This window comes from Paracoccus marinaquae (assembly GCF_018860165.1).
In the GTDB taxonomy this organism is placed as follows: Bacteria; Pseudomonadota; Alphaproteobacteria; order Rhodobacterales; family Rhodobacteraceae; genus Paracoccus; species Paracoccus marinaquae.
This window is the reverse complement of sequence record NZ_JAHKNG010000152.1, coordinates 1-520: the sequence shown is the minus strand read 5'-3', so window position 1 is coordinate 520 and position 520 is coordinate 1. Positions and strand designations below refer to the sequence as shown.

Sequence of the window (520 nt, the reverse complement as noted above, 5' to 3'; positions counted from 1 at the left end):
GTGCTCTCGAAACAACCGAACGCCGCGCTCGCGAAGTTCGGCAGGGTAAGCGGGGGTGAATCTCTGCTTCGTCATAGGGCTCATCCTTTGAGTGTTCTACTCTCCGGTAAACCCGGGGCGGTTCAGTTCTTTTTCGGCATGACCTGCGGGCGGGAGGAGATGAAGCGCTACATGCAGTTTCGCACCGAGCCGCGCAAGCTGCCGGTAGTCTTCAGCATCGAAGAGGTGTCCGACATCCTGATGGCGGCGCCGGGGCCCGGGCTCAAGTATCGCGCCGCGCTCAGCATCTCCTACGGCGCAGGGCTCCGGGCCGCCGAGGTCAGCAATCTCAAGATCGGCGACATCGACAGCGACCGGATGCTGATCCATGTCGAGCAGGGCAAGGGCCAGAAGGACTGTTGATTGCCACTGAGAATTGACCCGGCAACCGCCAAAATTGTCATTGAGAATTGACCCATGTGCAACCCTGCCTCGGCTTGAAGCAGCTGGAGGCATACGGAGTGATCGACATGGGATTTTT

General features: G+C 59.4%; 1 pseudogene. It reads left to right on the top strand.

The features are described from left to right. Positions 1-63: 63 nt before the first annotated feature. Positions 64-396, top strand: a pseudogene (locus tag KNW02_RS20765) (tyrosine-type recombinase/integrase); the annotation flags it as partial. Between the last annotated feature and the right edge of the window lie 124 nt (positions 397-520).